Origin of the sequence: Arthrobacter sp. QXT-31, from assembly GCF_001969265.1 — a bacterium.
Lineage (GTDB): Bacteria > Actinomycetota > Actinomycetes > Actinomycetales > Micrococcaceae > Arthrobacter.
Genome location: NZ_CP019304.1, coordinates 1,138,113 through 1,164,927 on the forward strand (window position 1 = coordinate 1,138,113; position 26,815 = coordinate 1,164,927).

Sequence of the window (26,815 nt, forward strand, 5' to 3'; positions counted from 1 at the left end):
GGCGACAAAGGAAGGGATTTTCCTAGCCTGAAGGTGTGACAGGAGGGTGGGGGTGCTCAGGACAGTTCGAGACAAGGTCGTCGGGGGCTGTCCTGGGCGGTGCCGTAGCTGCATGGCCAGTCGAACGATGCCGCCGTGGGAACTTCGTCCCGCTTACCGCGTGTGGGCCTCCCGCCTGCTCTACTTCAACGCGGGACATCACACACCTCCTCCTCGAAATGTCCTGATGCATCACCCGTCCCGTTCACATCACGGTCGGCTTGTCGGGCCGTCCGCCGTGCGCCGCCCGCGCCTCCTCGTAGCTGCTGTCGAAGGGCAACGTGTCCACATCCAGCAGCGGGTTGTGGTCCTGCGTCGCCACCAGCTCGCGGGCGGCTTCGTCCGAGTCCACGTTAGGCATGGAGCCGGGCAGGTGCCGCTGGGCGGATTCCGGCAGGAAGTAGATGACAACCGCCGCGATGGCCGAGGTCACCATGAGGTAGAACGCCGGCATCAGGTCGTTGCCCGTTGCCTGGATGAGTGCGGCGATGATGAACGGGGCCGTGCCGCCGAAGATAGCAACCGCGAAGTTGTAGGCGATGCCCATCGCAGAGTAGCGGTGGGCAGTGGGGAACAGTGCCGGCAGCGCCGACGCGAGAATGGCAACGAAGAACGCCACCGGAAACGCGACCAAGGCCAGGCCCGCGAGCGTGGCGGGAACGGTGCCGACCGAGATCAGCAGGAATGCGGGAAGCGCGAAAACCACCGTGCTGATGGCCCCGATCCACAGCACGGGGCGGCGGCCGATCCTGTCCGAAAGGCGTCCGGTAAGCGGGATGCACAGCGACATCACCACCAGCACCGGAACGGTCAGCAGCGTCCCGTGGACCTCGTCGTAGCCCTTGTTCGTCGTCAGGTACGTGGGCATGTAGGACGTGAGGGCGTAGCCCACCGTGTTGCCGGCGGCCACGAGGATCATGGCCAGCACGATGCGGCGCCAGTGGTCCCTGAAGATCGCCACCGGGCCTACGGGCCGGAGCTCGTCGGCGGTCTCGTGGTGCTTGGCGGCCACCGCTTCCGCCTCCTGCGTGGCCTTGAAGGCGGGCGACTCCTCGATCTTCATCCGGAAGTAGATGGCCACGATGCCCAGCGGACCGGCGATCAGGAACGGGATGCGCCAGCCCCATGCCTCCATCTGTTCCTGTCCCAGGGTCAGCTGCAGGACGGACACCAGCGCGGCGCCCAGTGCGAAGCCGAGGTAGCTGCCCATGTCCAGGAAGCTGACGTAGAAGCCCCTTCGGTGGTCCGGCGAGTGCTCGCACACAAACGTGGTGGCGCCGGAATACTCGCCGCCGGTGGAAAAGCCCTGCACCAGCTTGGTGACCACCAGCAGCACCGCCGCCCAGATGCCCAGCACCGCGTACCCGGGCAGCAGGCCGACGGCGAACGTCGCCGCCGCCATCAGCATCAGGGTCATGGCCAGGACTTTTTGGCGGCCGATCTTGTCGCCCAGCCAGCCGAAGAAGATGCCGCCCAGGGGCCGGGCGATGAACGTGGCGCCGAAGGTTCCCAGCAGGAACAGGTTCTGCACTGCCCTGTCCGCCTCGGGCAGGAACACCGGTCCCATGGTGGTGATCAGATAGCCGAACACGCCGACGTCGTACCACTCCATGGTATTGCCGACGATGGTGCCGCCGAGCGCCTTGCGCAGCGTGCGGTGGTTGACGACGTTCACGTCGGATACGCGCAGTCGCCGTTGCTTTAAAGGGTGCTCTGTCATGGCTCGGTCACCGTCCCTGTCTGTTCGGACTGGACACGCGCCGCCGTTCTGCCGGCACCCCCTCTTAGTGCCCAACTCCCCACCATCTTCCCACCGGCCAACTGACACAACAACGAAAACCGCAGCCTATTCACACGACTCTCGCTGCCGCCGTCGTCCGTTCCCCGTCTTATCCCTGTTCACGCGGCGGGCGGCCTAAAGACGCCAAGATCAGTTGGCCGCAACGACGGCGTCACTGGTGCGTGATTGGGCAGCGACTGGGATAAGCTCGCTTGCGGCCTGAGCAGACATCAGCATCAGCCATGAGGGGACGGGGAATCCTTTGGATCTACTGGGCGGCATGAGCCGCGACCAACTCAGCATCACTACTTGGGTTGCGGCCGCCGTCTTCGCGCTTGCGGTGGGTGTTTGGCGGCCCCGGAAGCTTCATTGGACTGTGCTTGGTGCCGTCCTGCTCTTCGCGGCCCTCAATGCCGGCGCCGGGATCTACGTTATGAACCACGTCGGTGACCCGCGCTGGTCTGCAGGGGAACAGCCGTTGAGCGCACCGTCGTTTTCCGGGACGCCCATGGTGGGGCAGTTTTTGGGTCCCCTGGACTCGGCCCTTAACTCAGTGGTTGGGCAAGTGAACACGTTCCTGGCATTCAAACAGGCACTGCCCGTAGCGCTGGGCTTCCTTGGCACATCCGGCTGGGCCCTGCTGGTGTCGTTCCCGCTCGGCATCCTCGCCGCCGTCGTCAGCTACATCCAGGAGAGGCGCCGAAAGGCCGAGTTCGACAGATACCGGGCCACCGTTGACCAACTCAAGGTGGAGCTTGAGCAGATCAAGCGGCAGATCTCGTCAGGGAACGCCGACAGCACGGCTCTCCCTGCAAGCGAGGGCGGCCCTGATACGCGGCCTCGCGCTGACTCGAATAGGACGGTGACAGGGTCCAATAGGGGATTGGGCACAGAGCAGGCGCCCCACGGCGCGGGATAATAGAAGCATGACCGACCGCGATCACGACGAGGATTTGTGGCAGGAGTTCGACCGGCTCCCGCCCGCAGGTCACGACCGCGTCCAGGGACTGCCCGGCGGACTGCCGCAGGGCTTTGGCTTCCGCACCGGCGTGCGCAGCGCAAAGGTGGCCCTCGGATTCGCCGTGTACGCCCTGGCCCTTGGGACCGTGTTGGTCCTCACCGGCGCGATCGTGTTCATCAGCCAGGGGCAGTGGCTGATGCTCGGATTGATGGTGCTGATCGAGGTCGTGTTCGTCTTTGCGTTTAGGCGGCTAGCGCGTCTGGCCCGCCTCCGTCGCGCCGCCCAGTAGCTGGCGGGAGGCACAAACTCCGGTTGGCGGACTTCCCGTGGTCAGCCCGTGATCGCCACGCGGACGGCCGCCCCGCCGTTGAAGCTCGCGACGAGCAAGCGTGAAAGCCGTGGATACCTTCGAAATGAGAGTATCCACGGCCTTGTAGTCAGCGATTACTACTACTCGCAGGCCACGCCGTCGCGATCACGGTCAAGACTGGTGCTGTAGCCAGCCTGCCCCGAATACAAGGGTGCGGCACCTGCAGCCCGGGCGGCAGCACAGTTGGGGTAGTACGCGGCCGCCGGCGGTGCAGCGGGTGCGACAGGAGCGATCTGTGCAGGGGCTTGCTGCGCTGCTGCCTGTTCGGCCGCCTGTTTCGCAGCAGCGGCATTTGCAGCGGCCTTCTTGGCTGCCGCAGCTTTGTCAGCGGCCGCCTTATCTGCAGCGGCCTTCTTGGCTGCCGCAGCTTTGTCCGCAGCGGCCTTCTTGGCTGCCGCAGCTTTGTCCGCAGCAGCCTTCTTGGCTGCAGCGGCCTTTACCGCCGCAGCTTTGTCAGCCGCTGCCTTGTCGGCGGCCGCCTTTTCCTCCGCCAGCTTTTCCAGGGACTTGACGCCGAGGTGAATGGTGGAGCCCTTTGCCACCTGGGCACCTCCCGCGGCCTCCTGGGACACCACCTGCCAGTTCTGCTTCAGGACGATCGTTTTGCCGTCGAGGATGTCCACGGAGTCGACCTCGAACCCGAAATCTTCCAGTTGATCCGTGGCCTTATCCAGGGTCAGGCTGATCACGCCTGGAACAATCGCCATCTCTGGAGTGGCCGTAGCCGTAGCGGTTTCCGCCGGCTGCGGTGCCGCCTGCGCTGCCGCCTGTTTCTCCGCCTGCTGGCCACCGCATCCAGTGAGCATGAGGCCTGCCAGCGCGAGGAGTGTCAGTGTCTTTTTCATTTTTCCCCCTTGGAAAGATTTTGAAACTGTGGAGTGATGGGATGGGTCTAGCGTTCGCAAGCAATGCCGTCGGAGTCTCGGTCCAGCGCTGGCCGGTAGCCCGGTGACCCGACGTACAGCGGCGCGGCACCTGCGGCCTTCGCCGCCGAGCAGTTGGCGTAGTAGGCAGCTGCCGGCGCGGCGGAAAGCGGTGCAGGCATCACAGGTGCGGAAACTACAGGAGCCGGGGCCGGCGCAGCGGCGGCCGGAGCGGGCGCTACCGGGGCAGGCGCGGCAACGACGGGTTCAGGTTGAGCGACTGCAGGTGCCGGTGCCGCGACCACCGGCGCCTTCTCGTTTGGTGACGCCAGTTGCCCCGAGCAGTTGGCCAGAATCCTCGCCATGGCGTCGTGTTCCGCATGGGTAACCCACAGGCTGTACGTCGCCTTCACCGTGATCTGCCGGGAAACATATTCGCACCGAAAGCCCTTGTTCGGCGGCAGCCAGGTGGCCGCGTCGCCGTCGCCCTTTTGCATGTTGGTGGGACCGTCCGTCGCCTGGAGATTCAGCGGATCGTTGGCGAACGCCCTCCGCTGTTCCGCGGTCAGCTGCTGTGCGCCCTTCTGCCAGGCGTCGCTGAGGGCAACAACGTGGTCGATCTGCACGGCGCTGCTGGTGGCGCTCCCCCGCAAGAAGTTGATGGCGGTGCCGGTGTACGGGTCCGCCAGTGTCCCGGACCGCACCTTACAGGGCACGCTGTTTGTGTAGCTGATGGCTGTCAGGTCACGCTTGAGGATGTCGTTCCGCGTGTCGCAGCCGTTGCGGTCAACGTCAGCCCACGTCTGTCCGAACATTGCCCGGTCATAGCCTGTCTTGGGCGCGCGGCCCTTGACGGGAAGGGCCGCCAGCAGGTCGATGGCCTTGGTTGCGTAGGCAGGCTGCAACTTCGGCGCTGCTACGTCGGCGCCCTGCGCCACGAGATCGGGGCTGTCCGGATCCAGAGGAGCGCCTGTCTCCTGCGCGGTTGGTGCGGCCGACGGCGTCGGCGTCACTTTGGCAGTTGTGCTGGCTTCGGCCGGGGCTGGCGAGGCAGCATTCCCCGCCGAGGCGGCCTCACGGGTTCCCGTACTGGTCCGCGGCAACGCGGCAGCACCGCCTATAAAGAGAGCAAAGGAGACGGCAAGGGCGATGGCCCCCGCTCTCCTCCTCGCCGGGAGCCACGCCCAGGAACGGCGGCCGGTCGCCAAGACATAGAGACCGGTCAAGGCCACCGTGATGGCCAGGAAGACTAGTGCGCCACCAAGGCCGCCGCTGAACGCCCCCATGACCATGAATATCGCGGTACTGCTTCCAACAATGAAGGTGGAAGCGCGTGGCTTTTTGGGCGGTCTCGGGCCCGGTGCCGTACCGGTTGGCCCTGACCGGAAAAGGGTCTCGTGCATTGTCATTCCCCATGAATAAAGGCCCGGCGAGTCGCCGGGCCCTTTGCTAAGCCGAAATCTTGCTAGTGAAAAGCCTATTTCTCGGCAGCGCAGGAAAACGAAAACTTCGTCGATCTTGGGACAACGCTGATGGAGTCTTGAGCCGATCTTGAGGGTGCTCGACACAATGGAGTTTCATTGCTTAACGCGATACCGAGCTGGGTGCTTGGTGGACAGGTCTGCTGGAAGTCGCTGCTTCCTTGGACCATTACCAGCAGCCAGCCATCCCCGCGCTGGAGGGGTGAGCACGGTGCTAATCTAACTGCGTCGCAGCAGCGGCCATAACTTTTTCCTGGGGGAAATACCAATGACTCATGATCCAAACCAGCCGCCTGCGCAGCGCCCTGACCAGCAGCACTGGCACCCGCCGCAGTTCGGCCAATATCCACAGCAAGGTGCATTCGGTTCCAACCAGCCGTACCCACCGCAGCAGGCTAAGCAGCCCCATTTTGCTCCTCCCGGATTTCCTCCCCCGCCAGCTGGGCTGTCGCACCCCCGAAAAGGCCCGTTCGGGGCTTCATTCTGGATTGTCTCCACGCTGCTTGCGGTGTTGGTTCTGGTCAACATGATGCTGGGCCGTGGCGAGGCGATTCTGATCATTTTGGGCATTGCGGCTGCTTTGACGGGGCTAATCTCAATGGGGTCTGAGCGACGGACGTGGGCAAACCTCCCGAACCGGAAATTCGCGATGAGCGTCTGCCTCGCCGGCGTTGCTTCCGTGCTGGTCGGCAGCGTGGCTGCAGGCACAGACGCCTCCCACGATGCACGGATAGTCCGTGAGGCTCAGCCCGCGACGAGTGCCGAACTGGAAGCAGCAGCGGCCGCCAAATTGAAGGCTCGCGAGGACGCGCTAGCCAAATCGGAGGCCGAATCTGCTGCGAAATTGAAAGCTCGTGAAGACGCGGTCACTGCCCGGGAGACTGCTGCCCGCACCGCCGAATCCAAAGCCGCAGTCAAGTCCTTCGGCCAGGGAGTCTGGACCGTGGGCAAGGACATCGAGCCTGGCGACTATAAGACAACGAAAACCGTTGTTGGTGACTGCTCTTGGAAGATCACGCGCACAGGGAGCAACGGCGGCGACTACATCGATTACGACTTTTCGGTCTCTGGGGGTCGCCCCATGGTTTCACTGGTGGAGGGCCAGACATTTGACTCCGACGGGTGCGGCGACTGGGCTAAACAGTAGCCACTCTGCGAGCCACGGGATCTTCATACTTTCCGTTCCTGCCACAGCAGCGACACCACGAACGTAAGCGCGGAGAGCGCCAGCATCACCAGCACCACGCGGCCCCAGTTGTCCTGGTTCACGCCGGTGCCGTAGAAGATGCCTATCATCACCGTGGCACTGATGGCCCCGACGTACCGGCAGGTCTGGAAGATCCCGGCGGCCACCCCCCTTTCCTCCGGTGCCGCAGAAAGGTACAGCCCTTGATTGTAAGCGATGCTGACCGACCCGTACGGCACGCCCATCAGGGCGGTCAGCAGCAGCACCAGTGGGGGGAAGAACGACGCGGTCAGGAGCCAGAGTGCCGCTGCCGCAATGCCAAGAAGGACCACGCCGGCCAGCAGCACCCGCCGCACGCCGAACCGGTCGATCGCACGGACGGCGAGCGGCGTGACGACGACGGACATGGCCGCCAGCGGCAGCATCAGCGCACCGACCAGTCCGGGGTTGTAGCCGCCGGCCTCCTGCAGCAACTGGGGCAGGCCGAAGAACGCGAAGTAGTAGACGCCGCTGAACACGGTAAAGCCGAGGTAGACCATCAGCAGGGGCCGGTTCCTGCCGAGCAGCCGCAGGTCCAGGAACGGCCGGTCGAAGCGCAGCTCGCGCCAGGCGAACAGGACAGCCAGGACCATCGCCCCGCCGAGCAGCCACCAGCGGTAGCCGGGCAGCGCGTTCAGCAGGCCCATGAGCAGCAGCACCAGGCCGCCGGTGAAGGCGAGGATGCCGGGAATGTCCGAGTCGCGGAGCAGGGTGGCGACGCTGCCCTGCTCCTTGTGCTCGTCCGGCGGGGCGACCTTCCGCACGATGAGCAGCGCGGCGAGGGCCAGCGGCACGTTGATCAGGAACAGGGCCTGCCAGCCGACCAGGCTCACCAGCAGCCCGCCAACTACCGGGCCCACCGCTGCCCCCGACGTGTTGGCCATCTGGATGCGGCCGAGCGGCCTCGTTGAAGTGGTGTCCGCCAGCCGCGCCAGGGTGCCGACCATGACCACGGCACTCGGGTACGCCGTCGCCGTTCCGAGCGCCATGAGGGCACGGGCGATACAGACGAACACGAAGTTGGGCGAGAAGGGCGCCAGCGCGCAAGACACCGCCACCAACCCCATGCCGAGCATGAACAGTTTCCGCGGCCCGAACCGGTCGGCGAGACGACCCATCAGCGGCTGGCCAGCCGCCGAGGTGATGTAGAAGGCGGTGATCACCCAGGTCACGGTGGCGACGTCGAGGCTGAAGTCCTCGCGCAGCACCACGAGCGCTACGGCGATCATCGACGAGTTAAGCGGATTCAGCGCGGTGCCGAGACTGAGACCAGCCACAGCAAGGCCGGTGCGCTGGCGAGTTCTGTTGCCTGTGCGGGGAGAGTTGCTCACGGCAACAGTCTTCCGTATCAAATGCTGGTCCAGCGAAAAATTGATGCGAAGAGTGTGCACATGGAAGTTAGACGGGCTGCTACGCCGTAACCATTGCGTCTTCAACGATTATTGTCCGACTCGTCCCATATGCTGACTGAGCAATTCCGTTCGTACTCACCCAATGGGGAACACCAATGAATAAGAAAATCACCGCGGCACTGTCGCTGTCGGTACTGCCGCTGTTGCTTGCCGCCTGCGGAAGCTCACCGCAAGCGGCCCCCACAGCACCCACGGTCGAACCTGCGACAGGCAGTCAGTCCGCTTCAGCCAGTGCTACCGCATCCCCGACGGCTACGGCGGAAAGCACGAAGTCTAGCAGGGGAAACCTGGTTAAGAAGGTCGGGGAAGGCGCATCAGTGACCGACAACGGCAAAACTGTGGCAAGCTTCGTCATCAAGTCCATTCAGGTGGACCCCAAGTGCACTAACCCCTCAGCAATGCCATCGAAGAACGGGCACTTCGTAGCGTTGGAGGTTTCTATGCAAACTGATGCCGCCCTTGCGGAGTCTGTGAACCCGCAGTTCGGTCTGGCCGGATATGCATGGAAAGCAATCGCCGCCAATGGGACAACGTTCAACGGTGATCTGATGAGCTTCGAATCGATCATGTGCCTGCCAGAGGCTGAGAACTTTCCCTCAGCGCTCGGCCCCGGAGAAAAGGCAACCGGAAAGATCATCCTGGACGTCCCCACTCCGACAGGCGTCCTTGTCCACAAACAGGGTTTCATGCCCACCGGCTGGGAATGGCAGTACCCGGCTAAGTAAAGACGAAATGAGCGGCCCCTCGTATGCAAGTTGAGCCGGGGGGTTGCTCGTTCGTACGATTTTCTCCGCAGCCCTACCCCAGCCGCCGCTGCCGGAACATCGGAAACTGCTCCCGCACCCGCGCCACGGTAGAGAGCGACACCTCCACCGCCCGCACCCCCGGCGCCAGCCCGAGGTCGGCCTCGACGTACCCCATCGGATCCACCAGCAGGCTCCGCCCCACGGAGACCGGCGGGGCCTGGCAAACGCCGACGACGTAGACGCTGTTCTCGATCGCCCGGGCCGCGTTCAAAGCCAGCCACTGCTCCGTCTTGTGTGTGCCCGGCACCCAGGACGAGCAGACCAGCAAAACCTGCGCGCCGGCGTCGGCCAGGGACCTGGCCAGCTCCGGGAACCGCAGGTCATAGCAGGTCATCAGCCCGAACCGCGCTCCCCCGGCCTCGAAGACCACGGGCTCGGTGGACGGCCCCGGCTTGATGTACGTCGACTCCCCGAAGCCCTGAGCGTCGAACAGGTGGATCTTCCGGTACACGGCCAGCCGCTCACCGGAAGGACCATAGGCCACCAGCGTGTTGTACGCCCGGCCCTCCTCGTCGGACGTCTCCACCACGCCCGCCACCAGCGTGATGCCGTGGCGGGCCGCGGTGGCCGCAAGTTCCCGGCAGACGGGGCCGTACAGCGGCTCTGCCATCGCCGGGAACGAGGCGTCCACGATCTTTTTCTCGTAGGTGGCGTATTCCGGGAAGGCCACCAGCGTGGCGCCATCAGCAGCAGCGGACGCGGCGAACCCGTCGATCGCGGCCAGGTTCGCCCGGATGTCCGTGCCGGACTCCAGCTGCCCGAGCGCTATCCTCACGCGCGTCCCTCCAGTTTCCTAGAAAGCCAGTAAAACCCTAGGCCGCGGCCTCCACGGTGGCCTTCTCCGTCGTCGTCATTTCCGGCGGAGCGGCGCGGAAGCCGCGGGTGATCAGCGCCAGGACCACCACGCCCAGTGCCAGCCAGGACAGTCCCAGCGTAATGGCGTTGCTGTCCAGCTGGGAGAGCAGGTACGCGCAGATGATGGCGCCCACCGCAGGGACCACCACGTACGAAACAAAGTTCAGCTGCTCCCCCGCCCGGCGCCGGCGCACGTAGTGAAACACCACGGCAACGTTGACCAGCGTGAAGGCGGTGAAGGCGCCGAAGTTGATGAACGACGTCGACGTCGCCACGTCCAGGAAGATCGCGATCAGGCCGACGGCGCCCGTGACCACCAGGTTCACCACCGGGGTGTGGAACTTCGCGTTCAGCCGGCCGAACACGGCCTTGGGCAGCACCGAGTCGCGGCCCATGGCGTAGACCAGGCGGGAGGCGCTGGCCTGCGCGGCGAGGCCCGAGGCGAACTGCGCCACCACCAGCCCGGCGAGGAACACCGCGCCGAAGAGCTGCCCGCCGATCTGCAGCGCGATGGCGCTGGCCGCGGACGCCGAGTCCTCGAACACGCCGCCGGGGTGCACCAGCTGGGTGACGTAGGAGACGGCCACGAAAATGCCGCCGCCGATCAGCGCGATGAGCATGATCGCCCGGGGGACGTTGCGGCGCGGGTCCACGGTTTCCTCGGTGAGGGTGGTGACGGCGTCGAACCCCAGGAACGAGTATGCCGCGATGGCCGCCCCGGCGGAGATGGTGGCGAAGCTGGAGGTGCCGTTGAAGAACGGCTCCGTGCTGGCCAGGCCGCCGGCGCCGGAGGCGGACACCACGCTGCCGATGGCCAGCGCTACGAAGATCACGATCACCAGCAGCTGGAACGCCATCAGCACGTAGTTGGCCTTGTCCGCCACCTTGATGCCCAGGATGTTCAGCACCGTGGTGATGAGGATGAAGCACACAATCCACAGCCACATGGGCACGCCCGGGAACTGCGCGTTCAGGTACGAGCTGCCGATCAGCCAGATCACCATGGGCAGGAACAGGTAGTCCAGCAGGATCGCCCAGCCCACCAGGAACCCCATCCGGGAATCGATCGACTTCCGCACGTACGTGTAGGCGGAGCCGGCCACCGGGTAGGCCACCGCCATCCGGCCGTAGCTGTGCGCGGTGAACAGCATGGCCAGCATCGCCACGAGGTAGGCCGACGGCGCCGCCCCGCCCGTGGTCTCGGCGATGAGGCCGAAGATGGCCAGGACGATCAGCGGGGTCAGGTACGCCAGGCCGAACAGCACCAGCGAGGGCAGCTTCAGCGTGCGGGTCAGGGTTGGTGTGGTCACGTGGGTTTCCTTAGGCATTGAAAGTGGGGGGCGTCCAGGTCAGCGGATTGATCCGCCCCTGGTAGACGGGAAGTTCGACGGCGGCCTCGCCGTCCCGGAACTGGGACCAGGGACGGTTGAGGTTCTCCGTCCCGTGGGTGCGGACGTGCCCGACGGCGGCCAGGTCCAGGTCCGCTGTCAGCAGCACCTCTGCGTCGCCGTCGGCTTCCGTGATGGTGTTGCCCTCGGGGTCGACGATGAGGCTTTTCCCTTGGCCGGTGGGGCCGGCGCAGTTGACGCTGACCACGAACACCTGGTTCACGATGGCGTTCGCCTTGGCCAGCACCAGCTCCTGCCGCCGGTCCGGGGTGGTGGTCTTGACGACGTTGAGGATCACCTCGGCGCCCATCCAGGCGAGCTGGCGGGACACCTCCGGGTACCAGGCGTCGTAGCAGATGTTCAGGCCCACCCGGCCGATCCCGGCCAGGTCCACGGTGGTGAACCGATCACCGGGGTCGTACGGCTCGAACGGGCGCCAGGGGAAGATCTTCCGGTAGTAGCCGGCCAGCTCCCCCTCCGGGGACAGCACCAGCTGGGTGTTGAACAGCTGGCCTCCCGGGCCACGCTCGCAGACGCTGCCCGGCACCAGCCAGATGCCCAGGTCGGCGGCGAGCTCCTTCAGCTCCTTGACTCTTGGTCCGTCCAGCGGTTCAGCCGAATCCTGCAGCGCCTCAGTGCGCTGCCGGTCCGGGTTGCCGTCGCCGAAGAGATGGAGCTCCGGGAAAACCACCAGCCTGCTGTCCGGCTTGGTGTCCAGGGCTGCCGCGACCTCGTCCGCGAAGGCCGAAACGGGTTCGCCGATCAGCCGCGGCCGGGCCTGGGCAGCAATGAGGGGAAGGATGCGTTGCATGGGTTTACTCCAGAACTGGGGTGTGATCTGGAATATATTAGATCAGAATGATCGAATTATGGGAAGGGGTGCCGATGGGCCGTAAAGTAGCGGATATGACCCGACAGCTGGAGGACGCCCCCCCCCCCGCCGGCGCTTCCTCCGCCATCGGTGGCGGCGCCCTGGCCGGCATCGACCGCCGCAGTGCCATCGATGCCGTCCGGCTGCGCATCGGCATGGCCATTTCGCTCGGGCTGCTCAAACCCGGCGAGCGCCTGCCCGATCAGGAGGACGTGGCGCTGGGCCTGTCCGTCAGCCCGATCACCGCCCGCCGTGCGCTGGCAAGCCTGGCGGACCAGGGCGTGGTGGTGCGCCGCCGCGGCCGGGCCGGCGGGACGTTCGTGGCGGACGAGCCGCCGCGGGACGTGCTGGCGGAGCTCACGGCATCACCGGCAGAGTCGCAGGCGGTGAACCGGCTGGTGGACCGGCGGCTCCTGTTCGAGTGCGCGGTGACGCACTATGCGGCTGTGAATGCTTCCGGCGAGCAGTTGGACGAGCTGGAGCGGCTGACCCGGGAGATGGCGGAGTCCACGGACTGGTCGGCGTACCACCTGGCGGACGAGCAGTTCCACCAGCTGGTGGGCACGGCGTCCTGCCTGGGGACCGCCGTCGGGGTTTATCACGAGACGCTGGCCGAGCTCTACGCCTATTTCATCCCCTACCCCATCGAGCTGCTGCACAAATCCAACCGCGACCACATCGCACTGGTGGCGGCGCTGCGCGCCGGAGACGGGGACACCGCCGTCGAGATCTCCCGGAAGCACGTGGACATCCTGCACCGGACGATGTTCATGGGCCTGGCGGAGGGCGGTCCGGGGTCACCGCCCGGGTAATCAACTCCCCTTAGGCCGGTTCTTTTTGGCTTGCCGTGATGTCCAACCCTGCCGGTGGAGCCTTTCGAAGCCGTCCAGGAGCAGGTCAAGCGCAAACTCAAACTCGAACTGGTCGTCGCAGCCATGGCCCACCACGGAACCTTCGTCATGGCTCGCGGCGGTGGCCACCTGGAGGATATTCGGGTAGCGCGCCGCCATCTCCTCGAAGACCGCGGCCTGCGCCTCGGGCGACATCCCGCCGCCCGCTCCCCCGCCGGGGCCGACAGAGTCATCGAACAGCTCCTGGGTGAAACCCCAGATGCGGCTGCCCATGGCGTGCATGACGTGGTGCGTGAGATCCACCGAGAAGCCGCCGGCCAGGAACATGGCGATGAAGGAGTCCATGTACCCCAGGACGGCCGGGGTCTGGTTGGTCCGTGATTCCAGAACCTGCCGGGCCCACCGGTGCCGCTGGAGCACGGCCCTGGCCGACAGCACCCTCAGCCTGACTGCCTCCTTCCAGCCTTCGCCGCCCGCCGCCGGGTCAATCACTGCCGGGTCGATCTCGGAGATGATCACCTCGACCATGCCGTCGAGAAGCTCCTCCTTGTTGGCCACATGCTTGTAAAGCGCCATTGGCACGACGCCCAGTTCCTGCCCCAGCCTTCGCATGCTGAGCTCGTCGATGCCGGCCTCGTCGGCCAGCGAGACGGCAGCCTGCAGCACGCGCTGCCGGTTCAGGCGTCCGCGCCGATGCTCTTCAGTCTGCTGGGCCATGAACCCTCCCTTTCGCAGATTCAAATCTACGCCATTGACAGGTGTACGCCGTACACCTAACCTGCTTCCATAAGGTGTACGCCGTACACCAATCGGTGGAGGAGCTTCCCATGAAGACTCAACAGGCAACAGCAGACTTGGACCGGCGTCCGGCGCGGACAGGCGGCCACGGCAACCCGGGCAGCACCATGCGGGCTGCAACCTACCGCCGGTTCGGCCCGCCGGACGTGGTCCGCGTGGAAGAAGTCCCCAAACTGGCACCGCGGCCGGATGAGGTCCTCATCAGAGTCCACGCCAGCACGCTCAGCGCCGCCGACCACCGCGCCCGCAGCCGCATCGTCCCCTCCGGCCTGAAAATCCTCACAGCTCTGGGACTGGGCATCGTCAGGCCACGGCACCGTGTTTTGGGCATGGACGTCGCCGGCGTGGTCGAGGCTATCGGCTCGGACGTGGACCGGTTCGGCGTCGGCGACGAAGTGGTCGCCATGCTCGGGGCTAACTTCGGCGGCCACGCCGAGTACGTGACGGTATCCCAGAGCTCAGCCATCACCGCCAAACCGCGCACCATGGGTTTCCAGGAGGCCGGCACGCTCGTTTTCGGCGGCCTGACAGCCCGCGGTTTCCTGGCCCGGGCCGGTATCAGGGCCGGTGACGCCGTCCTCATCAACGGCGCCTCCGGCGCGGTGGGCACGGCAGCGGTGCAGCTGGCCAAGAACCTGGGCGCCCACGTCACCGCCGTCTGCAGCAGCGGAAACCGGGAACTCGTGACCGCCCTGGGCGCGGACCGGGTAATTGACTACACCATGGAGGACTTCGCCGCCGGGGACCGCACCTACGACGTGATCTTGGATTGCGTGGGCAACGCCCCCTTTAGCCGGGTATCCAGCCGACTGAACCCGGGCGGAAAACTGCTCCTCGTCGTCGCCGATCTGAAAGGGATCCTCCTGGCCTCCGCACACACCCGCAGAAGCGGAAACCTCGTCACCGCCGGCAACCTGAAGCTCCGGTACACCGCCGAAGACCTCGCATCGCTCGTCCGCCTCGCGGAAGCGGGCCGCTACCGGGCCGTCATCGGCCGGACCTACACCCTCCCCGACATCGCCGAAGCGCACCGTTACGTGGATGCCGGACGCAAGAGGGGAAACGTCGTCATCCAGGTCTTCGGCGAGTAGGAGACTCCCGTGAACACCACCAGAAATGCCACACAGGTTTCCGGTCAAACCATCACCTCCCGGCCCGGCTCCCAACGACGACGGCGGCACGGCTGGCTGGTGCCGGCCGGCCTGATCTTCCTCACCCTCATCCCGGCGCTTGCCGGAGCGGCACGTCTCACCGAACTGACCGGCGGCGCTGCCATCACGCCGCGGAACGAGAGGTTCTTCACCTCCCCCGTCCCAGTGGTCGCGCACATTATCAGCGCCACGGTCTACTCCCTCCTGGGAGCCTTCCAGTTCAGCCCTTCCCTCCGCCGGGGCAGGCGCAACTGGCACCGGGCGGCGGGACGCATCCTCATACCCGCCGGTTTCCTCGTGGCCCTGTCCGGCGTGTGGATGACCCTGTTCTACGAACTTCCGCCCAGCGACGGGTTCCTTCTGCTCATCCTCCGGCTGGTCTTCGGCAGCGCCATGCTGGTGAGTCTCATCCTGGGAGTCCTTGCCCTCTGCCGGAGGGACTTCGCCCAGCACGGCGCCTGGATGACCCGCGCCTACGCCATCGGAATTGCGGCCGGAACACAAGCACTCATCCTCATCATCCCGGAGCTCCTCACGGGCCCGCCCGACGTGACAACCCGCGCCCTCCTCATGGGGGCTGCCTGGCTCATCAACCTGACGGTGGCCGAGTACGTCGTCCGCCGCCGCACCCGGCGCAACAGGAAGGCACCGCCAACCCGCGCCGACCGGACGCCGACAACCTTCCCGGAGCGATAGATACCTCCGCAAATACCTGCGAGCGCGAGCTGCCGGTGCGATACAACACTTCATGTCCACATCCGGAATAGCGAAGTCCGGCCACGCGGTTGTGGCAAACATGAAGGCAATCACCTACAGCACATACGGAAATCCGGACGTCCTCGAATACGGCGACCAGCCGATGCCTAAAGTCGGGCCCGGAATGGTCCTGGTCAAGGTCAGGGCAGCCGCTGTGAACCCGGTGGACTGGAAGATCATGGCCGGCTACCTGGACGCAGCAATGGACCTGGAGTTCCCCGCGATCCCCGGATGGGACGTGGCGGGGGTCGTGGAGTCGGTAGGCATCGATGCCCGGCAGTTCAAGCCCGGCGACGAGGTCATCGCCTATGGCCGCAAGGACTACGTCCATGGCGGAAGTTTTGCCGAGTACATCGCGCTGCCGGAGCGGGTCCTGGCGCGGAAGCCTGCCTCGCTGGGATGGAATGAAGCGGCTGGCCTGCCCCTGGCCGGGCTGACCGCCTACCAGGTCCTCAACCGGTTGGGCGTGAAAGCGGGCGAAACTGTTCTGATCCACGGTGGTTCCGGGGGCGTGGGGGTGCTTGGCATCCAGATCGCCGTAGCCATGGGCGCCCGTGTCATTGCCACCGCCTCGGAGAAGAACCACGACTTCCTCCGCTCACTGGGTGCCGAGCCGGTTGCCTACGGGGACGGACTCGCAGACCGCGTGCGCGCGCTGCGCCCTGACGGCGTGGACGTCGTTGCCGATTTCGTGGGCGGAAACCTTGAAGCAACGCTGGCGGTGCTGGCGGAAGGGGGCCGGCATGCTTCGATCGCCGACAGTGAAGCGGAGAAGCATGGCGGCACCTGGATGTGGGTCAGCCCCGTAGGTGCCGACTTGCAGGAACTGGCCGACCTGGTGGACAGCCGGAAACTCCATGTTGAAGTTGCCGAAGTCTTCCCGCTGGAAAAGGCCGCGGATGCCTTCCGGTCCAACATGGAGGGACATACCCGCGGCAAGATCATCGTTGCCGTGGACCAGAATTCCTGATCCCGCAGCTGGGGACCGGCACGCCGGCGACGGCGGCACCCAAGCCTTGGTGCCGCCGTCGTGCGTCCTGCAGGGGTAGCCAGCCGGGGCCTACCGCCTGCTGCGGGCCGTGGAGTCCGTGTCCTCATCCACGCCAGCGTCCGCATCGTGGTGTGCGGCCGCCGCGGAGGTGCGGTCATGGACCACACTGTCACCGCGGGCACCCTCGCCGCCGTCGCCAACCCGGCCGCTGCGGGTCTTGACCAGGCTGGCCACCGTGGCCACCAGGATGGTGGCAGCGATGAAGAGCAGTGAGAACCAGATGGGGATCTCAGGCACCCACAGGAGCGGCTGGCCACCGTTGATGAAGGACACCTCGTTGACGTGCAGGGCGTGGAAGACCAGCTTCACACCGATGAACGCCAGGATGACCGCCAGGCCCTGCGCGAGGTACACCAGGCGTTCCAACAGTCCTCCGATGAGGAAGAACAGCTGCCGCAGGCCCATCAGGGCGAAAGCGTTGGCGGTGACGACGATATACGCCTCGCCCGTCAGGCCGTAGATTGCGGGAATCGAGTCGACCGCGAAGATCAGGTCCACGAAGCCGATGGCAATGATGGTGAGCAGCATCGGCGTCACGAACCGCTTGCCGTCCAGGTTCACAGTGAGCCTGTCCCGATGGTAGTCCGGGGTGACCGGCAGGACGCGGCGCACGAATTTCATGAACCTGCCATCGGCCGGGTTGCTGTCATGGCCGCCGAAGGCCTGCCGGTACGCGAGGAACAGCAGCAGGGCGCCGAAGATGTAGAACACCCAGGAGAAGTTCTCAATCAGCGCGGCCCCGATGGCGATGAAGCCGCCGCGCAGGATAAGGGCGATGATGATGCCCACCATCAGCACCTTCTGCTGGTACTTCTTGGGGACAGCGAACCCTGTCATCACGATGAGGAAGACGAACAGGTTGTCGACGGACAGGGCCTTTTCGGTGAGGTAGCCGGCGAAGTACTCGCCGCCGAACGTCCAGCCCGAGACCATTCCGATCCCGACGCCGAATAGCAGCGCGAGTCCGATGTAAAACGCCGACCAGCGCGCCGATTCGCCGATTGACGGTTCGTGGGGTTTGCGGACGTGCGCGAAGAACTCGTAGACGAAGAACAGGATGGTCACGGCTATGGTGACGATCCAGACCAGAGGGGTTGCCTGCATGGTGGGTACTCCAAAGGGGTAGGCGCTGACATGTACGCCAAGGTCTCCTCCGCCCGGTAGAACCGGCGCCGGTAGCCCGGGATGCACCGCTGCATCCGTATTGACGGGCCACTCACAGACGGGAGTACTCCCCTTGATGGGTTAATCCTAACTGATCAACGGGCGACGGCGGCTGCCGTTTCGGCGGTGCATTCGTTTCCCTGCGCGAGAGCCAGGTACAGAGGATGGAAAAGGCAGGAAAACACGGAGCCAAGATTGCAGCCCTGGCCGGGAATCCCAACCTTTTCTCTCCACTGTCCAGATCGGCGTGACGCTCTCCGGCTTTTTCTCGGCCGCCTACGGCGCCTCCACTATCTCGCCTGACGTTGCGCCCCTCCTCGAGGCCGCGGGCATGGGCCCCGCGGCCGAGACTGTGGCTTTCGTTGGCATGACGGTGCTGGTGTCCTATCTGTCCCTGGTGCTGGGTGAGCTGGTGCCCAAGAGGCTGGCCATGCAAAGCGCTGCCGGGTTCGCCAAAGTCCTGGCCCCGCCCCTGTTCGCTCTCTCACAAATCATGCGGCCGGCCGTCTGGCTGCTGTCGGTGTCCACGGGATCGTCACCGTGGAGGACCTGCTGGAGGAACTCGTGGGCGAGATCTACGACGAGTACGACACCTCGGCTGAGCCCGAGGACCGCGTCACCATGGAAGACGGGGCGGTGGAGGTCGACGGCGGACTGATCCTGCAGGAATTCGAGTCGGCGGCAGGCATAGCGCTACCCGAGGGTCCCTATGAAACGGTGGCCGGCTTCGTCATTGACCAACTGGGCCGTCTGCCCCGCGCGGGCGACCGGGTGGAGGTGTCCGGGCACGTGCTGACGGTGACGGCGATGAACCGGCTGCGTATCGCACGCATTCGGGTGACTCCCTCGGGCACGAAGGCGGCGGCAGAATAGGTGCTGGCCATATCTCCCAGCCCGCCTGCCAACGCCGGTCACGCGACGCAGCCGCCCAGGATGATCTGGCCGTCGATGGCCTTGATCTTGTTCCGGACAGCGCCGAGCTGGTCTTCGAGTCCCAGGACGGTTGCCCGCTGGGCCGTGACGGCCAGCTTGTTCTGCTTCTTCTGCGACTCAAGCCCGCGAAGCACGATTTGGGCGTCGGTGAGCTGCTCGTCGAGCGTCGTCAGTTGCGCCTGCAGCGTTTTCATTAGGGCTTCGGTCGCGCTGATCTGATCGTTCAAGCTGGCCAACTGGGCCAGGAGCGGGGCAACCCGGTTCTGAAGGTCGAGGACTTCGGCCTCCTTGGCGGAAATCTGGGAGTTGAGTCCGGTGAGTGTGGCGACCAAGGCATCCAGCTCCGAAGTCAGGCCGGCGATTTCGGCCTTTTTCGCGTCAACCGCAGCGTTCGCGGTCGACACGGCTTCCTCCAGCCCGGGAAGCTCGGCGTTCAGCGCGGCGATGTCGGCTTTCTTCGCGTCCACCGCCTGGTTGGCCTGCGTGAGTGCGGACTGGGCCTGTACCAGCTCAGCATGAAGTCCGGCAAGCACCGTCTTCTGGTCGGTTATGGCCTTTTCGGCCGCGGCTACGCCGTCCGTGAGGCCCGGCAGCGCCGCCTCCAGGTCGCTGATCACCTTTTCCTGCGCGGCCACCGCCTGATCGGCGCTGGCGACGGCGGCCTGCAGGGCTGGAAGTTGGCCCTGCAGGTTTGCCAGCTCGCCTTGTTTGGCGGTGACGGCGGAGTCCGCAGCAGTCACCGCGTCCTGTAGCGCGGGAAGCTGGCCCTGCAGGGTGGCGATTTCGGCTTCCTTCGCCGCCACTAAATTGTTCGTGGCGGTCAGGGACGCCTGGAGTGGGGCCGCCTGCTGCTGCAGCGCGCTGCTTTCCTGCTGCTTGGCCAGGAGTTGGGTGTTCAAAGTATTGACTTGTGCCTGGAGCGTGGTGAGGTCGCCGGACAGAGTTGCAATCAGCGTGTTCTTGTCCGTGATCTGGGCGTTCACCGTATTGAGTTGGCCCTGCTTCGCGTCCCGTTCGGCGACGAGGTCACGCTTCAGCCTTGAGTTGCCGTTGATGTCGGCGATCCGGGCATCAAGTTCGGCAATAAGGCTGGCGAATGTCGCCTGCTGCGACTGCAAGGCAGCAAAGTCGCCTTGGGCCGCGGTCAGGGCCGCCTGCTTGGCCGTGATCTGCGTGTTGAGGTCATTGATTTGGGACTCGAGTCCGGCAATGTCTGCCGCCGCATCGTCAATGGCGGCGGCGTTCGCCGTAACGGCCTCGGCAGCCGCCGTGGCATTCGTCTGCAGCGTTACCAATTCGGCCTGCGCCTGGCTGATCTGCGCGTTCTTGGCCGCCAGCGCGTCAGCCGCCTGGGTGGCCGCCGACTGCAGCGCCGCCAGCTCGCCCTCGGCCTGGGTGACCTCGGCATTCTTGGCGGCCAGCGCCGTGGCAGCCTGATCCGCCTCCGACTGCAGGCCGGCGAGCAGGGCCTTGGCTTCGGCCACCTTCTCCTTTTGGGCGTCGAGCTCGGCCTGCGCTGCCAAACCGGCAGCCTGCAACCGCGCCAGCTCCGCCTCGGCGTCGCTGACAGCCTGGGCCGCAGACGAGGCCGCCGCCGCTGCAGCTGTTGCAGCGTCGGTAAGCGCTGCAAGATCGGCGTCCGCCTGGGAGATCTCGGCCTTCTTTACCTCAAGGTCATCGGAAGCGGCCTCCGCGGCGGCCTCCAGCGCCGACTGTTCTTCCTGGGCGGCCTTGATCCGGTCTTCCTGAGCCGAGATGTCCCCCTGAACGGCCTGGGCCTGGGCGGTCAAATGCTTGAGGTCGGCCTGCGCAGCCGACAGCTGGTCCAGGAGAGGCGCCAGCCGGTTCTCGATGTCGTTCCGCTGCTCCTCCAGGTCTGTCAACTGCGCGGAGGTATCAGCCGCAGCAGCAGCGGTGGACGCTTTCGTGGCTTCAAGGGCGGCAAAGGCATCCGCAGCGGCCTTGAGGTCGCCGTCGAGCTTCGCCTCTTCCGCTTCCATTGCCGCGATGGCGGCGTTATCCGCATTGATTTGCTGCTGGAGATCCGCCGAGGTGTCCTGCAGGGCTGTCCGTTCAGCTTTGAGCGAGGCGATCAGCTCGGCGTTCTTGCGGGCGGCGGCCTTGAGCAGGTTCTCCTGCACCGTGCCCCGGTGGGCGGTCTGGTTCACCACGCCGTTGCAGATGGCGGCCGGTGCGGGAGCGGTGTCGGCACTGGCCGGCGGAGCGAAGACCAGCATTCCCGTGATGATTCCCGGAATGACGACGGCGGCCGCGAGCCGGCCCGCGCGGACAAACGAATGTGTGCGGACAACGGAAGAACGTGCACTGCGCATTAGGACCCCAGCGAGTAGATGTGTGGAGGTGGTCGAAGTCGACCGCCGCGGAAGGCCAATGTATCGGCCGTCCTACTGGGAAGGCACCGGGGGCAGATACCCGACTTTTGCCGCGCATCCACCTGTTTTCCCGACGAAAGGACCGTTGCTACTCGGGTACCCCTTCCAGGGACAGAATGCGAACATGTCCCCCGCCCGGAATGCTCTGGCAAGCGCTTTTTCCCTGCACACGCGCGGTTTTCAGGAGTAGGCTGTGGACGTCGGCAGGTTTCCTGCGACTCCTGCCGCGAGGCCGGTTCTCCACCCGGAGAGCCGGTAACCCGCGTGAAAGGGAGACTAATGACTACCGCTTCACCTCACGCGCACCACCACGCCATGGGGTTGTCCCTTCACAACACCGCCATGGGTCTTGGTGCGGTTTTCCTGCTGGTTGGCGTCCTCGGGTTCATCCCGGGAATCACCACCAACTACGGCGCCATGAACTTTGCCGGGCATGAGTCCGGGGCCATGCTGCTCGGCGTGTTCCAGGTGTCCGTGCTGCACAACATTGTCCACCTGCTGTTCGGGGCGGCCGGCATTGCCATGGCCCGGACAGACCGGATGGCACGCATGTTCCTGCTGGGCGGCGGCGCCGTCTACCTGGTGCTGTGGATCTATGGCCTCATCATCGACTGGAATACGGCAGCCAACTTCGTCCCGTTCAACAGTGCCGATAACTGGCTTCATCTGATCCTCGGCCTCGCCATGGTCGGCCTAGGCGTGTGGCTCGGCAGGGATGTAACGGACCGGACGCGCGGAACCGTTCCATAGCGCGACCCACAGTTCGGGAAAAACCAGTTCACGGAAAACCAACGACGGCGGCCGTCACCCGGGCAGGAAATCTGCTCAGGGGGCGGCCTCCGTCATTTACTCCAACAAACAATCGCGCCCTGATCCTATTTACCGGGAGCCCTGTACGACGGCGTCTTCTTGGATGCTTCGTCAATCTCTTCGGGCGTCAGGAGCGGCTTCAGGCGCACGTATACATTGCCCGACGAATTGATCATCAGCGCAAGGGCTGCCGCGCTGGCCGTGTCCGGGACATCGAAGACACCCAGGACATCGGTGCTCCCGAAGGCGTAGTAGAAACTCTCGAGTGAGCCGCCCACGGAGCTGAGGGCCTCCTCCAGCGCGGCACGCCGCTGGGTGCCGCCTTCACGCAAGAGCCCCTTGATTCCGTCTCCCACATAATTGGCTTCAAACAGGTACTTGGTCATGGTTTTTCCTGTCCATTGCAATCCAGGACGCGGGCACCCGAGGACATGCCTGACACCCAGGGCGAAGGGTCCTGGAACGGTCCCCCAAATGGGGCTGTGCGCACAGCGTAGGCCCACATCCCTGCACTGACAACGGCCCCCTGACAACGGCCAGGGCAAACTCCGCGGAGGGAGTACCAGCCGGGCCTGACGGAAAGCGGAGCCCGGCGGTAGCCTGAAGGGAAAATACGGGCCGCGGCCGCCGGCACAAGCCCGGCAACGCACTCCGGTTGCGGTCCATCACCCGGGACGGGAGACGCCGGTGTTTTCACTCGCAGAGGGACGGGAAGCCTACGCCGAACGGCGCTGGCCGGACGCCGTCGGGCAGTACACGGCAGCCGAGCGCGACACCGAACTGCCGGCCACCGACCTGGAACAGCTGGCCACCTCCGTCATCCTCGCCGGCGGGCCTGCTGAGGGCACGGAAATTCTGGCCCGGGCGCACCTGAGGTACCTTGCCGACGGCGACTACGACGCCGCCGCCCGGTGCGCGGCCTGGACCGGGCTGAACCTCATGCTGCAGGGAGAACCGGCGCGCGGCGCAGGCTGGTTTGCCCGGGCCCGGCGGATCGTCGAGGACCTGCCCGCGCCCTGCCGCTTCGAGGGCCTGCTGTTCGTCCCCGTCGGGCTGGGCGCCCTGTACCAGGGAGACGGACAAGCCGCCGCGGAAGCCTTCGCCCGTGCAGGTGAACTCGGACGGCAGCGTGGCGATCCGGATGCTGCAGCGCTCGGCGTGCTGGGCCTTGGCCAGGCAACCATCCTGCTCGGCCGGTTCGAGGAAGGCCTGGCCCTGCTGGACGAGGCCATGGTGGCCGCGACCGTCGGGGAAGTGTCCCCGTTCCCCGCCGGGATCATCTACTGCGCCGTGATTGAGACCTGCCGCCTCGCCTTCGACCTGCACCGGGCGCAGGAGTGGACCCGCGCGCTGGACCGGTGGTGCCAGGCACAGCAGCACCTGGTGTTCTTCAGCGGTCAGTGCCAGATGCACCGTGCCGAACTCTACCGGCTGCACGGCGCCTGGTCCGAGGCACTGGACGCCGCCACAACCGCCCAGGATCTTGCCGTCCGCGGGGATCCGATGGCCATCTACGGCAGCTTCTATGAGCAGGGCGAAATCCACCGGCTGCGCGGCAACTTTGACGACGCCGAGGCCTGCTACCTGCACGCCCTCGAGACCGGCTTTCCGCCGCAGCCCGGGCTGGCGCTCCTGCGTCTGGCCCAGGGCAGGCCGGCCCAGGCCCAGACCCTGCTGCGGCAGGCCATGACCGGAGTCGGGCCCGACTACCGCCGCCGGATGCTCGCTGCCTGTGTCGACATCGAACTCGCCGCCGGCGATGCGGAGGCGGCACGGGCCGCCGCCGACGAGCTGGCCTCGCTGTCCGGCGCGCTTGACATGCCCATGCTGCATGCCCTGGCCGACCAGTCCCGGGCCGCCCTGCTCCTCCACGACGGCGACGCCGCGGCCGCCCTCGTGCTGATCCGCCGCGCCTGGTCCCGCTGGTTCAGCCTCGACGTGCCGTTCGAAGCAGCCCGCTGCCGCGCCCTGATGGCCAGCGTCTGTGCCGCGCTCGGCGATGAGGAATCCGCAAGGCTGGAGCGTGCGGCGGCACGGGCCGTCTTTGCCGAGCTAGGCGCGGCGCCGGCACTCTCGGAGCTCGAGGAGCCGACGCCGGTTGGCCGGGCAGTGGCGGCCGGGGCAGCGGCTGCCGGAGCAGCCGCCGTGCCATCCACCGATATCGACGCCGGGCCGCTCACCACGCGCGAAACCGAAGTTCTGCACCTGGTCTCCACCGGACTGAGCAACCGGGACATCGCCGCCGAGCTGTTCATCAGCGAGAAGACGGTGGCGCGGCACCTGAGCAACATCTTCACCAAGCTGGGACTGACCTCCCGGGCCGCGGCCACGGCCTACGCCTACCAGCACGGACTGGCCTGAACCGCCCCCGCACAGAAACCCCTGCGCAGAAATACCCATTCTCCGCCACCCGAATTCCGCCGCGGAAATGGGTAATTCGCCCGATTCGCCGACAGGCTGCGAAAAATAGCGTTAGTGGCATGAACGCTTCAGTGCTCGCAGGAACGGTTTCCAGCATCCTCTTCGCGGTGAGCTACCTGCCCATGCTGCTCAAGGCCCTCCGCACGAGGGATCTCGACTCCTACAGCCTCGGCTACCTCGCGCTGAGCAACGTCGCCAATGCAGTGCACTCCGTCTACGTCTTCAGCCTTCCGCCGGGACCGATCTGGCTGCTGCATTGCTTCTACGCCGCCGCCTCCGCGCTGCTGCTCATCTGGTTCCTGCAGTTCCACAGCGTTCATACCCGCCCAACCGCACCTGCAACATCAAGGAGGAACCACCATGAACACCACCTCAGCAACTGACACCGGCGGCACCGCCAGCACCACCGCCGTCGACACCGTCATCATCGGCGCCGGACAGGCCGGCCTGGCGCTGGGCTACTACCTGACCCGGCAGCACCGGAACTTTGTGATTCTCGACGGCGGCACGCGGGTCGGCGACGCATGGCGCACCCGCTGGGATTCCCTGCGCCTGTTCACGCCGGCCAAGTACAACGGGCTGCCCGGCCTGCCCTTCCCCGGCGATCCGCTCGCCTTTCCCACCAAGGACGAGCAGGCGGACTATCTGGAGGACTATGCCGCCAGGTTCCACCTGCCGGTCCGGCCCAACACCGCAGTCACCCGGGTGAGCCACGACGGGCAGCGGTTCCATGTCGCGGCGGGGGCGCGGCGCTGGACGGCCGCCAACGTGGTCCTCGCCACCGGCGCCTGCCATCTGCCCAGGATCCCGGGCTTTGCGGCGGACCTGCCGTCCGACGTCGTGCAGCTGCACTCGAGTGCGTATAAGAACCCGGCCCAGCTCCGGCCCGGCCCTGTCCTGGTGGTGGGCTTGGGCAACTCCGGAGCGGAGATCGCGCTGGAGACCAGCAGGTCGCACGAGACCTGGCTGGCCGGCACGGCCCGTGGAGCGGTCCCGTTCCGGCACGGCCGGACCGCGGCCCGGTTCTTTATCCCGGCGGTCCGCTTCGCCGGACTCCACGTGCTGAACAGGAATACTCCGGTGGGGCGCAAGGTGCTGCCCAAGCTGGCCGCCATGGGCAGGCCGCTGATCCGCACCAAGGTCCCGGACCTCATCGCGGCCGGGGTCCAGCTGGTGCCCCGGGTTTCCGGGGTGCGGGACGGCGAGATAGTGCTCGACGACGGGCGGCGGCTATCCGCGGCGAACGTCATTTGGTGCACCGGCTTCCGGGAGGACTACTCGTGGCTGGATCTTCCGGCCCTGCCGGCGGACTGGCGGGCGCAGCAGCACCGCGGGATCGTGGATGCACTGCCGGGCCTGTACCTGCTGGGAAACGACCTCCTCTTCGCCGCAGCCTCCGAAACCCTGCCCGGTGTGTGCCGGGACGCCGGGTACCTGGCGAAGCACCTAGCCACCGCGCGGGAACCGCGGAAGGACGCTGCCGTTCGGGCCGGGCTGGCCGCCTGACCGTCGTCGGGCTTCTCAGGCACGTACGCCGGCGAAGCGCTTGATAAGCGAGTCGAACGTGCGGTCGGGCAGGGTCCGGCTGAGCCAGATCAAGGGGGTTGCCCCGATGCCGACGCTGTAGCGGGTGCGCGGCTTGCGGGCGGTGGCCGCCTTTACGATAGCGCGGCCCACGACCTCGGGCGGCGACGCTAGCCGGTAGCCCGGCTCCGAGCTCGCGGAGAGCGTCTTACTCATGGCCTCCGCCTGCACTCGGTACGGTCCGTGTCCGGAGGTGGCGCGCAGCTTGCCGGCGGCGATGGCACCCCATTCGCTGCGGGTCCCGCCGGCCTGGATGACGACGACGTCGATGCCAAACTGCGCCAACTCCAGGCGCAGCGCGTCGCTGAGGCCCTCCACCGCGTACTTGCTGGCGTTGTACCAGGCACCTAGCGGCGTGGCGAACCGGCCGCCCATCGAGCTGATATTGATGATCGTGCCGCTCTTCTGGGTCCGCATGTGGGGCACCACCAGCTGCGTCAGCCGCGCGAGCCCGAGCACGTTGACGTCCAGCTGGGCCTGCGCCTCGGCGAGCGGGGCTTCCTCCAGGGAGCCGTAGGAGCCGTAGCCGGCATTGTTCACGAGGACGTCGATGCGCCCCTCGTCCGTAATGATGCGCTCGACGGCGGCCCGTGCCGACGCGTCGTCCGTGACGTCGAGCGAGAGCGTCCGGATGCCCGCCTGCTCGAGGGCTGCCATCCGGTCCGCCCGCCGCGCTGCCGCGTACACCGTGAAGCCGGCGTCCTTGAGCTGGCGCGCGGCGACCTCGCCGATTCCTGACGAACCGCCGGTGACGAGTGCAACCTTCTTGTCCATGTCCATTCCCAATCCCTTGTCCTGGCTGACTCCGGCCCACCCCTAAAGGACCGCTGGTCTCTAACATAAGAGACCGCT

The 26,815-nt window shown here is 66.0% G+C and carries 24 protein-coding genes and 1 pseudogene; 13 read left to right on the forward strand and 12 right to left on the reverse strand.

Annotated elements, in window-relative coordinates; genetic code table 11:
• Positions 1-244: 244 nt before the first annotated feature.
• A complete protein-coding gene (locus BWQ92_RS05080; RefSeq protein ID WP_076798575.1) occupies positions 245-1,759 on the reverse strand; it encodes an MFS transporter in 1,515 nt (504 codons plus the stop codon).
• Positions 1,760-2,099: 340 nt separating this feature from the next.
• Between BWQ92_RS05080 and BWQ92_RS05085 the strand changes: the two genes are divergently transcribed.
• On the forward strand, positions 2,100-2,738 hold the full coding sequence (locus BWQ92_RS05085) for a hypothetical protein (RefSeq protein ID WP_076798576.1): 639 nt from the start codon (positions 2,100-2,102) through the stop codon (positions 2,736-2,738).
• Positions 2,739-2,745: 7 nt separating this feature from the next.
• Positions 2,746-3,069: a hypothetical protein gene (locus BWQ92_RS05090; RefSeq protein WP_076798577.1), complete on the forward strand. Its 324-nt coding sequence runs from the start codon at positions 2,746-2,748 to the stop codon at positions 3,067-3,069.
• A 161-nt stretch (positions 3,070-3,230) separates the two neighbouring features.
• On the opposite strand, the gene BWQ92_RS05095 is transcribed toward BWQ92_RS05090, so the two are convergent.
• Both BWQ92_RS05095 and BWQ92_RS05100 read right to left on the reverse strand, forming a co-directional pair.
• On the reverse strand, positions 3,231-3,995 hold the full coding sequence (locus BWQ92_RS05095; RefSeq protein ID WP_076798578.1) for an excalibur calcium-binding domain-containing protein: 765 nt from the start codon (positions 3,993-3,995) through the stop codon (positions 3,231-3,233).
• Between the two features lie 47 nt (positions 3,996-4,042).
• Positions 4,043-5,299: a GmrSD restriction endonuclease domain-containing protein gene (locus BWQ92_RS05100; protein WP_335633099.1), complete on the reverse strand. Its 1,257-nt coding sequence runs from the start codon at positions 5,297-5,299 to the stop codon at positions 4,043-4,045.
• A 463-nt stretch (positions 5,300-5,762) separates the two neighbouring features.
• Here BWQ92_RS05100 and BWQ92_RS05110 point away from each other — a divergent pair, with 463 nt between their 5' ends.
• Positions 5,763-6,641, forward strand: coding sequence for a hypothetical protein (locus BWQ92_RS05110; protein ID WP_157365105.1), 879 nt, complete (start codon positions 5,763-5,765; stop codon positions 6,639-6,641).
• A 23-nt stretch (positions 6,642-6,664) separates the two neighbouring features.
• On the opposite strand, the gene BWQ92_RS05115 is transcribed toward BWQ92_RS05110, so the two are convergent.
• Positions 6,665-8,050 carry an MFS transporter gene (locus BWQ92_RS05115; RefSeq protein WP_076798582.1) on the reverse strand — a complete coding sequence of 462 codons (1,386 nt, stop codon included), beginning with the start codon at positions 8,048-8,050 and terminating at the stop codon, positions 6,665-6,667.
• A gap of 176 nt (positions 8,051-8,226) precedes the next feature.
• Between BWQ92_RS05115 and BWQ92_RS23465 the strand changes: the two genes are divergently transcribed.
• A complete protein-coding gene (locus tag BWQ92_RS23465) occupies positions 8,227-8,856 on the forward strand; it encodes a hypothetical protein (protein ID WP_157365106.1) in 630 nt (209 codons plus the stop codon).
• Between the two features lie 73 nt (positions 8,857-8,929).
• Here the strand turns inward: BWQ92_RS23465 and BWQ92_RS05125 are convergent, their stop codons facing one another.
• Genes BWQ92_RS05125 through BWQ92_RS05135 form a run of 3 tightly spaced genes read right to left on the reverse strand, consistent with a single transcriptional unit; the run spans position 8,930 to position 11,991 of the window.
• A complete protein-coding gene (locus BWQ92_RS05125) occupies positions 8,930-9,712 on the reverse strand; it encodes a carbon-nitrogen hydrolase family protein (protein WP_076798584.1) in 783 nt (260 codons plus the stop codon).
• Between the two features lie 37 nt (positions 9,713-9,749).
• On the reverse strand, positions 9,750-11,102 hold the full coding sequence (locus BWQ92_RS05130; protein ID WP_216639971.1) for an APC family permease: 1,353 nt from the start codon (positions 11,100-11,102) through the stop codon (positions 9,750-9,752).
• A gap of 10 nt (positions 11,103-11,112) precedes the next feature.
• Positions 11,113-11,991, reverse strand: coding sequence for a carbon-nitrogen hydrolase family protein (locus BWQ92_RS05135; protein WP_172804250.1), 879 nt, complete (start codon positions 11,989-11,991; stop codon positions 11,113-11,115).
• A 95-nt stretch (positions 11,992-12,086) separates the two neighbouring features.
• Between BWQ92_RS05135 and BWQ92_RS05140 the strand changes: the two genes are divergently transcribed.
• Positions 12,087-12,863 (forward strand): FadR/GntR family transcriptional regulator, encoded by a 777-nt coding sequence (locus BWQ92_RS05140; RefSeq protein WP_076798586.1) that lies wholly within the window; start codon positions 12,087-12,089, stop codon positions 12,861-12,863.
• Here the strand turns inward: BWQ92_RS05140 and BWQ92_RS05145 are convergent, their stop codons facing one another.
• On the reverse strand, positions 12,864-13,619 hold the full coding sequence (locus BWQ92_RS05145) for a TetR/AcrR family transcriptional regulator (RefSeq protein WP_076798587.1): 756 nt from the start codon (positions 13,617-13,619) through the stop codon (positions 12,864-12,866).
• A gap of 110 nt (positions 13,620-13,729) precedes the next feature.
• On the opposite strand from BWQ92_RS05145, the gene BWQ92_RS05150 reads away from it, so the two are divergent.
• The 3 genes from BWQ92_RS05150 to BWQ92_RS05160 all read left to right on the forward strand — a co-directional run bounded on the left by BWQ92_RS05150 (position 13,730) and on the right by BWQ92_RS05160 (position 16,577).
• Entirely contained in the window at positions 13,730-14,791 is a 1,062-nt protein-coding gene (locus tag BWQ92_RS05150) for an NAD(P)-dependent alcohol dehydrogenase (RefSeq protein ID WP_083706218.1), read from the forward strand.
• Between the two features lie 9 nt (positions 14,792-14,800).
• Positions 14,801-15,547 (forward strand): DUF2306 domain-containing protein, encoded by a 747-nt coding sequence (locus BWQ92_RS05155; RefSeq protein WP_083706219.1) that lies wholly within the window; start codon positions 14,801-14,803, stop codon positions 15,545-15,547.
• A gap of 100 nt (positions 15,548-15,647) precedes the next feature.
• The gene (locus BWQ92_RS05160) at positions 15,648-16,577 is read left to right on the forward strand and encodes an NADP-dependent oxidoreductase (protein ID WP_076798588.1); all 930 of its coding nucleotides are present in this window, start codon (positions 15,648-15,650) and stop codon (positions 16,575-16,577) included.
• 90 nt (positions 16,578-16,667) lie between these two features.
• Here BWQ92_RS05160 and BWQ92_RS05165 read toward each other — a convergent pair whose 3' ends face one another.
• Positions 16,668-17,762 (reverse strand): TerC family protein, encoded by a 1,095-nt coding sequence (locus BWQ92_RS05165; protein WP_076798589.1) that lies wholly within the window; start codon positions 17,760-17,762, stop codon positions 16,668-16,670.
• 188 nt (positions 17,763-17,950) lie between these two features.
• Between BWQ92_RS05165 and BWQ92_RS24695 the strand changes: the two are divergent.
• Positions 17,951-18,695, forward strand: a pseudogene (locus tag BWQ92_RS24695) (CNNM domain-containing protein); the annotation flags it as partial.
• A gap of 38 nt (positions 18,696-18,733) precedes the next feature.
• Here BWQ92_RS24695 and BWQ92_RS05180 read toward each other — a convergent pair.
• The gene (locus tag BWQ92_RS05180) at positions 18,734-21,088 is read right to left on the reverse strand and encodes a chromosome segregation ATPase (protein ID WP_076798592.1); all 2,355 of its coding nucleotides are present in this window, start codon (positions 21,086-21,088) and stop codon (positions 18,734-18,736) included.
• 339 nt (positions 21,089-21,427) lie between these two features.
• Between BWQ92_RS05180 and BWQ92_RS05185 the strand changes: the two genes are divergently transcribed.
• Complete coding sequence (locus BWQ92_RS05185; RefSeq protein WP_076798593.1) at positions 21,428-21,898, forward strand: DUF4383 domain-containing protein; 471 nt, start codon at positions 21,428-21,430, stop codon at positions 21,896-21,898.
• A gap of 125 nt (positions 21,899-22,023) precedes the next feature.
• On the opposite strand, the gene BWQ92_RS05190 is transcribed toward BWQ92_RS05185, so the two are convergent.
• The gene (locus BWQ92_RS05190) at positions 22,024-22,344 is read right to left on the reverse strand and encodes a GYD domain-containing protein (protein WP_076798594.1); all 321 of its coding nucleotides are present in this window, start codon (positions 22,342-22,344) and stop codon (positions 22,024-22,026) included.
• Between the two features lie 301 nt (positions 22,345-22,645).
• Here BWQ92_RS05190 and BWQ92_RS05195 point away from each other — a divergent pair, with 301 nt between their 5' ends.
• From BWQ92_RS05195 to BWQ92_RS05205, 3 genes are all read left to right on the forward strand, one after another.
• Positions 22,646-24,319, forward strand: a complete 1,674-nt coding sequence (locus BWQ92_RS05195; RefSeq protein WP_076798595.1) for a helix-turn-helix domain-containing protein — start codon at positions 22,646-22,648, stop codon at positions 24,317-24,319.
• Positions 24,320-24,438: 119 nt separating this feature from the next.
• Entirely contained in the window at positions 24,439-24,762 is a 324-nt protein-coding gene (locus BWQ92_RS05200) for a hypothetical protein (RefSeq protein WP_076798596.1), read from the forward strand.
• The gene (locus BWQ92_RS05205; RefSeq protein ID WP_076798597.1) at positions 24,740-25,885 is read left to right on the forward strand and encodes a flavin-containing monooxygenase; all 1,146 of its coding nucleotides are present in this window, start codon (positions 24,740-24,742) and stop codon (positions 25,883-25,885) included. The genes BWQ92_RS05200 and BWQ92_RS05205 overlap by 23 nt, the downstream gene beginning before the upstream one ends.
• A gap of 15 nt (positions 25,886-25,900) precedes the next feature.
• On the opposite strand, the gene BWQ92_RS05210 is transcribed toward BWQ92_RS05205, so the two are convergent.
• Entirely contained in the window at positions 25,901-26,737 is an 837-nt protein-coding gene (locus BWQ92_RS05210) for an oxidoreductase (RefSeq protein WP_076803519.1), read from the reverse strand.
• Positions 26,738-26,815: the final 78 nt, after the last annotated feature.